Origin of the sequence: Flavobacterium gawalongense (assembly GCF_007097265.1) — a bacterium.
GTDB lineage: Bacteria > Bacteroidota > Bacteroidia > Flavobacteriales > Flavobacteriaceae > Flavobacterium > Flavobacterium gawalongense.
Map to the genome: position 1 here is coordinate 149,542 of NZ_VJZP01000006.1, position 6,439 is coordinate 155,980.

At 37.7% G+C, this 6,439-nt stretch carries 7 protein-coding genes and 1 pseudogene; 7 read left to right on the forward strand and 1 reads right to left on the reverse strand.

Annotated elements, in window-relative coordinates; all coding sequences use genetic code 11:
- Window positions 1-12: 12 nt before the first annotated feature.
- Together FNW38_RS05515 and FNW38_RS05520 are read left to right on the forward strand one after the other, a co-directional pair.
- A pseudogene (locus FNW38_RS05515) lies at window positions 13-806 on the forward strand (HipA family kinase).
- Window positions 784-1,167 carry a DUF3037 domain-containing protein gene (locus tag FNW38_RS05520; RefSeq protein ID WP_143386218.1) on the forward strand — a complete coding sequence of 128 codons (384 nt, stop codon included), beginning with the start codon at window positions 784-786 and terminating at the stop codon, window positions 1,165-1,167. Before FNW38_RS05515 ends, FNW38_RS05520 begins: the two are co-directional and overlap by 23 nt.
- A 291-nt stretch (window positions 1,168-1,458) precedes the next feature.
- On the opposite strand, the gene FNW38_RS05525 is transcribed toward FNW38_RS05520, so the two are convergent.
- Entirely contained in the window at window positions 1,459-1,674 is a 216-nt protein-coding gene (locus tag FNW38_RS05525; protein WP_143386217.1) for a hypothetical protein, read from the reverse strand.
- 19 nt (window positions 1,675-1,693) lie between these two features.
- Between FNW38_RS05525 and FNW38_RS05530 the strand changes: the two genes are divergently transcribed.
- Genes FNW38_RS05530 through FNW38_RS05550 form a run of 5 tightly spaced genes read left to right on the forward strand, consistent with a single transcriptional unit; the run spans window position 1,694 to window position 5,192 of the window.
- Entirely contained in the window at window positions 1,694-2,692 is a 999-nt protein-coding gene (locus FNW38_RS05530) for an aldo/keto reductase (protein WP_317129713.1), read from the forward strand.
- 10 nt (window positions 2,693-2,702) lie between these two features.
- Window positions 2,703-3,170 carry a nuclear transport factor 2 family protein gene (locus FNW38_RS05535; protein ID WP_185963088.1) on the forward strand — a complete coding sequence of 156 codons (468 nt, stop codon included), beginning with the start codon at window positions 2,703-2,705 and terminating at the stop codon, window positions 3,168-3,170.
- A 15-nt stretch (window positions 3,171-3,185) separates the two neighbouring features.
- Window positions 3,186-4,169, forward strand: coding sequence for an aldo/keto reductase (locus FNW38_RS05540; RefSeq protein ID WP_143386215.1), 984 nt, complete (start codon window positions 3,186-3,188; stop codon window positions 4,167-4,169).
- Window positions 4,170-4,187: 18 nt separating this feature from the next.
- Window positions 4,188-4,604 (forward strand): (R)-mandelonitrile lyase, encoded by a 417-nt coding sequence (locus FNW38_RS05545; RefSeq protein ID WP_144064670.1) that lies wholly within the window; start codon window positions 4,188-4,190, stop codon window positions 4,602-4,604.
- A 6-nt stretch (window positions 4,605-4,610) separates the two neighbouring features.
- Window positions 4,611-5,192, forward strand: a complete 582-nt coding sequence (locus FNW38_RS05550) for a TMEM175 family protein (RefSeq protein WP_143386213.1) — start codon at window positions 4,611-4,613, stop codon at window positions 5,190-5,192.
- Window positions 5,193-6,439 lie beyond the last annotated feature (1,247 nt).

The following is a 6,439-nucleotide window of genomic DNA, read 5'->3' on the forward strand; positions in this document are numbered from 1 at the left end:
TCCAATTCGATTATGGAAAAAATACCCCATCTTAGAACCGTAAATGTTACGCGATACATCACTCCGTTGCGGGAAGGCGGTTCTTTACCTGCGCTCGCTGAAGCCGATGATGATTTTAAATATGTATTGAAATTCAAAGGTGCCGGACATGGCGTAAAAGCCTTAATTGCCGAATTAATGGGCGGGGAAATTGCCCGTGTTTTAAACCTAAAAATGCCGGAACTCGTTTATGCAAATCTAGACGAAGCTTTCGGACGAACCGAAGCAGACGAAGAAATTCAGGACTTGCTTCAAGGGAGTCAGGGACTTAATTTGGCCTTACATTTTTTATCGGGAGCCATAACTTTTGATCCGGTAGTTACGGTGGTTGATGCAAAATTAGCTTCAGAAATTGTTTGGCTGGATGCTTTATCACCAATGTGGATCGAACCTTTAAAAACACCAACATGCTGATTTGGCACAAAGAATTGTGGCTGATTGATCATGGTGCAAGTCTTTATTTTCATCATTCTTGGACCAATTGGAAAACTCATGCACAAAGTCCTTTTGCACTGATAAAAGACCACGTATTATTGCCTCAAGCTTCGTTGTTGAAAGAAACCGATGCGATTTTCAAAAAAATATTAACTAACGAAGTGCTACAGTCAATTGTTAATCTCATTCCAGACGAATGGCTGCAATGGGAAGATTCGGATGAAACTCCCGAAGCGCTTCGAGAAGTCTATTTCCAGTTTTTATCCATACGTTTGAACCATTCCGAAATTTTTATAAATGAAGCCCAAAATGCAAGAGAAACACTTATATGAGTATGCTGTAATCCGGGTTGTACCAAGGGTAGAACGCGAAGAATTCCTCAATGTGGGTATTATTCTCTTTTGTAAAAAAGCGAAATTTATAAAAGTCCTCTTTTCGATTAACGAAGCCAAACTCCAACTTTTTTCAGTAGATTTAGATCTGGAGCAATTGCATTTAAATTTACAGGCATTCGAGAAAGTGGCACATGGCAAAAAATCGGGTGGGCCAATAGCGCAATTCGATATTCCATCGCGTTTCCGTTGGTTGACGGCTATTCGTAGTTCCGCCATTCAAACCTCAAGACCACATCCGGGAATCTGTGATGATTTGGAACAAACAGCACAACGATTGTTTGAAGAACTGGTATTGTAAGGGGAATAATACTCAAGAATATTCTTTATAATCTGGGCGTAACCCCAAAGTTAAAAATTTCGGTCGTTCCTTCCTTATTTTCAACTTTGGGGTCGGGCTTTTGGCTATATCTTTATTTTTTAAAGAAAAAAATAAAGGATAACGCCGCAATCCCTTACGCGGACAAACCATAAATCGAAAGAAATTTATTTATTTCCGAGCAATCAGGGGGTAAGCTGTACCATACTATTACCATTATTTCATTAACTTCCATTAGCTGGAAATAATGGTAATACATACCTCCTAAGTTCTTCAATCACTTCCTGTTCTGGTCGATGCCCAAACCTCAGGTTGAGCATTACATGGCTTACACCAATGCCTTGTAAGTCCTGAAGTAACCCATTTCAATAATTTCTTTAAAAAGCATATTAAGCTTAGTCCTTTAAAATTTAGAAATGTTTGAATTTCGTAATTCTCTGTTTGATTTTTGTTTTTAAGGACACCGCTTCTTGCCGAACTTTGCATCATAATTAAAAACAAAATAATTATGAATACTAAAATTCAAAAACGCAAATTAGGAAGCAGTGGCTTAGAGGTTTCTGCTCTTGGCTTTGGTTGTATGGGATTAAGCTTTGGTCTTGGTCAAGCTACAGATAAACAAAATGGCATTTCAATAATCCGTGCAGGATTTGAGCGTGGTATCACCTTCTTTGATACCGCCGAAGCATACGGACCTTATACGAACGAAGAATTGGTAGGAGAAGCTCTTGCTCCATTTCGCCATGAGGTTGTTATCGCTACAAAATTTGGTTTTAAATTGGAGAACGGAGTTATCGCTGGTACTGACAGCCGTCCCTCAACTATCAGAGCGGTTGCAGAAGCCTCCTTGAAAAGATTAAAGACTGATGTAATTGACCTGTTTTATCAACACCGCGTTGACCCGAATGTGCCAATTGAAGATGTAGCAGGAACGGTGAAAGACCTGATACAGGAAGGTAAAGTAAAATACTTCGGGCTTTCTGAAGCAGGAGCACAAACCATCCGCCGTGCACATGCCGTTCAACCGGTATCAGCCGTTCAAAACCAGTACTCTATCTGGACAAGAGAGCCCGAAGCATTGGTTTTGCCTGTGTGTGAAGAGCTTGGAATTGGCTTCGTGCCTTGGGGGCCGCTAGGAACTGGCTTCCTTGCGGGGACCATAACAGCAGACACAAAATTTGACAGTGCAACAGACCTGCGTGCCACTTTCCCACGCTTTACGCCAGAAGCTCTAAAGGCCAATATGCCGGTAGTAGAAATGCTCAACAAAATTGCAAGGAGAAAGGATGTATCCACGGTACAAATAGCATTGTCGTGGTTATTGGCACAAAAGCCTTGGATTGTTCCTATCCCGGGTATGGATAAAGTGGAATATATAGATGATAATTTAAAATCGATAGACCTTGAGTTGACAAAAGAAGACCTTCAGGAAATTGACAGTGAATTATCAAAAATCAATGTACAGGGTGCAAGGCTTAATGAGGGACTGCTTTCTATGTCAGAATAAAACAGGAACCATGAAAAGGCTTATTACTATTTTAGTCATCATATCACTTCTAAACAACGGAGTGGCATGTTCACAAACAAAATCTAATACAGAAACTATGAATACCTCAAACAACGCTAAAATGGAAACAGAAATCCTTAATCTTTCACAAGAAAAATTTCTTTGGAAGACCTCTGGAAAATTTGATTTGCTTGCAGATTTGTTCGATGATGAATTAGTCTTTGTCCATATCACAGGACATATCACAACCAAAGGGGAATGGATAAATGAACTGAAGACAGGAAGGTTTGTTTACAACAAAATTAAACAAAAAGAGGCTTCTGTTAAAGTTTATGGGAATACTGCCGTTTTGGTGGGAAAAGCCTACTTCACGGTAAATGGTGGCAGTGTATATAAATTGGTCTATACAGAAGTTTATACTAAGAAAAACGAGAAATGGAAATTAGTTAATCTTCATACTACTTCGGGGAATTTTTAATTCAAATCAAAAAAGATGAAAACAAGAAAATTAGGAAACAGCGGACTCGAAGTTTCCGCCATCGGTCTCGGTTGCATGGGAATGAGTTACGCTTACGGCCAAGCACCTGATAAAAAAGAAATGATTGCTTTGATTCATTCGGCTGTGGAAAGAGGTGTTACGCTATTTGATACCGCAGAAATGTATGGACCCTATACTAATGAAGAATTACTAGGTGAAGCCTTAGCTCTTTACAGGGACAAGGTAGTGATAGCTACCAAATTTGGTATTAAAATGCAGGATGGAAAACAGGTGCAGGACAGTCGTCCGGAACAAATTAGAAAATCCATAGAGGGTTCGCTGAAACGTCTGAACACCGAATACATAGATTTATACTATCAGCATCGTGTGGATACTACAATTCCGATTGAGGATGTAGCGGGTACTATTAAAGATTTGATTCAGGAAGGTAAAATCAAACATTGGGGACTTTCCGAAGCGGGGGTAAAGACCATTCGTCGTGCACATGCTGTACATCCTCTTGCCGCTATCGAAAGTGAATATTCTCTATGGTGGAGACGTCCTGAAGAAGAATTGCTGCCAACCCTTGAAGAACTCGGCATTGGCTTTGTGCCATTCAGTCCTTTGGGCAAGGGATTTCTTTCGGGAAGTTTTAACAAAGATTCCAAATTTGACAGTTCGGATTTTCGAAGCATCGTTCCTCGATTTACTTCCGAAGCACTTGAAGCAAATCAGGTTCTAGTGGATTTATTAAAAAAAGTGGCGGAACAAAAAAATGCAACTCCGGCTCAAATTTCCCTTACGTGGCTTCTCGCCCAAAAACCTTGGATAGTACCTATTCCTGGGACTACGAAGCTCAACCGTTTGGAAGAAAATATTGGAGCAGCAAGTATTACATTGACTTCCGAAGAATTGAGAAACATTGATTCTGCACTTGAACAAATCAAAGTAGTGGGTGACCGCTATCCGGAAGAACTGGAAAAAAGAACTGGACAATAATTAAATCAAATTATTATTATGAATACATCAGAAAATCAAAATACTATTTTCCCAAAAGGCGAAAGAGCTTCGGCAGCTTATTTTACAGGAACAGCTTGGGTGAATATTTTAGTTCCGCAGGATGAAACAGGAAAATATTCTATAGGTAATGTTACATTTGAACCAGGTTGCAGAAACAACTGGCATACACATCCGGCAGGACAAATTCTACTCGTGACTGATGGTAAAGGCTATTATCAGGAAAAAGGGAAGCACGCAAGGTTACTTAGTAAAGGTGATGTAGTGGTTATCCCGTCAAATGTTGAACACTGGCATGGTGCTACACAAGATAGTAGTTTCACTCATATCGCTGTAACCAATACTACCGAAGAAGGTGCTGTTAAGTGGTTGACACCAGTAACCGACGAGGAATATAATAGTGTAAATACATACTAAGCAACCATGGATAAAAATCGCTTAGAAGCCTTTTCTGATGGAGTTGTTGCCATAATTATCACCATTATGATACTGGAATTAAAAGTTCCTCATGATACAAAATGGGGATCTTTATGGGAAAATTGGCCGATTTTTATAAGCTATGCTCTTAGTTTTGTTTTTGTAGGTCTTTACTGGAGTAGTCATCATCATTTATTTCATAAGGCAAGTAAAGTGAATAATTGCATACTTTGGGCAAATTTGTTCGGACTTTTTTGGTTGTCGTTTATACCCTATTCTACAGCTTGGATGGGAGAAAATTCATTTCAAAGTACAACCGTTACATTTTACGCCATAATACTGACGCTGTGTGTTATCTCTTATATGATTTTAGTGTATCAATTACGTTTTTTACATGGTTTTGATTCAGTATTTTCAAAAACTTTCAAAGGTAATTACAAAAGTTATGTAACTATTTCTCTCAATTTAACTGCAGCCATTATTTCATCTTTAGGATTGCCTAAACTTGCCTTTGTAATATTGATTATGACTTCTTTATTATGGTTTATACCTAATCATAGATTTGGCAGTAATAATCATAACAGTTAAAAACGGTTGATTAGCTTTTTGTATATCGACGATTAAAGAGTTAAATTACCTTTAGAAGGTAAATCTACAACTTCCCCTGAAATACGATTTGAAAAGGGATTGGAAGTGCAAAAAGAAATCTTTAGGGAAATGATTGATAAAATGTATAAAGAATCTCCTGCGCTAGCGGGAGAGATCACAAATACCGAAATACTTTAGGAATTAAAGACAGTCTAACGGCTTTATTGGAAAGTATAAACCAGAAATAAACCGTTTTCTATTATGATTTGGGCGTAACCCAAAAGTTAAAAATTTTGGTCGTTCCTTCCTTATTTTTAACTTTCGGGTCGGGCTTTTGGCTCTATCTTTATTTTTTTAAAGAAAAAAAATAAAGGATACCGCCGCAATCCCTTACGCGAACAACTTTGAATCGAGAAAAATTAGTGATATCCGATTGATTGGGTTTATTGTGTATTGAACTTTATTATCCGTAAAAGCGCTATATTCCTTTGTTAAAATGTATAATAATGCATATTTTCATTTGAAAAAGTGTGTTGTCGCACATTTTTCCTAATGAAATAATACCATTTAGTCTTTAAATTTACCGTGATAAATCAATTTAACTGTACGCGTCAGTTCGAGTGTTTTATTAAAAAATGCGATAGCTTTTTTTAATAAAACGTATCGAGAACCCTAACACTGTAAGCTTATCGATACAATTTTGAATAGTAAAGCTGTCGCATTACTATTCAAAATCACTCGAAGAGACTGGGTGTTTTTTTATTACAGTAAAATCAAAAGTAAAATGGTATAATGTATGTTTTTAATATGTTCAACCCGTTGGGTGTAGTTCCACATATTCGAACCAAATTGACTCCTTAAGCTAACGATCACAACACGAAAAATACGTAAATTAGATTCGCTCTTTGCAAGGCCGATTTTTAAACTGTTGCATAATAGCACGAGTGTAATTCTGGTAGGGAAGTGTGTGATGACCCCAGTGGCGGCATTTATTTGACCCCGTTTAGAATATTTTGTTTATCCGAAAGAATTTCCTCTTAGAGCATATTTATTAATCTAAAAAATTAAAAAGTATGAAAAATGAAAAACACATTGCAATGGAAATTATTAACCCACACGCTGCTGGAATCGATATTGGTAGTCGGTCACATTTTGTAGCAGTAGGACAATATGATGATGATGTTAGAGAGTTTGGGGTTTATAATGAGGATTTAAAAGCAATATCAGATTGGCTTAAAGAAAGTCAA

Bases quoted from the DNA above. Each gene is read 5' to 3' on its own strand.
- FNW38_RS05530 (WP_317129713.1), top strand. From the start codon at position 1,694: ATGAATACTAAAATTCAAAAACGCAAATTAGGAAGCAGTGGCTTAGAG.
- FNW38_RS05545 (WP_144064670.1), top strand. From the start codon at position 4,188: ATGAATACATCAGAAAATCAAAATACTATTTTCCCAAAAGGCGAAAGA.
- FNW38_RS05535 (WP_185963088.1), top strand. From the start codon at position 2,703: ATGAAAAGGCTTATTACTATTTTAGTCATCATATCACTTCTAAACAAC.
- FNW38_RS05525 (WP_143386217.1), bottom strand. From the start codon at position 1,674: ATGATGCAAAGTTCGGCAAGAAGCGGTGTCCTTAAAAACAAAAATCAA.
- FNW38_RS05540 (WP_143386215.1), top strand. From the start codon at position 3,186: ATGAAAACAAGAAAATTAGGAAACAGCGGACTCGAAGTTTCCGCCATC.
- FNW38_RS05550 (WP_143386213.1), top strand. From the start codon at position 4,611: ATGGATAAAAATCGCTTAGAAGCCTTTTCTGATGGAGTTGTTGCCATA.
- FNW38_RS05520 (WP_143386218.1), top strand. From the start codon at position 784: ATGCAAGAGAAACACTTATATGAGTATGCTGTAATCCGGGTTGTACCA.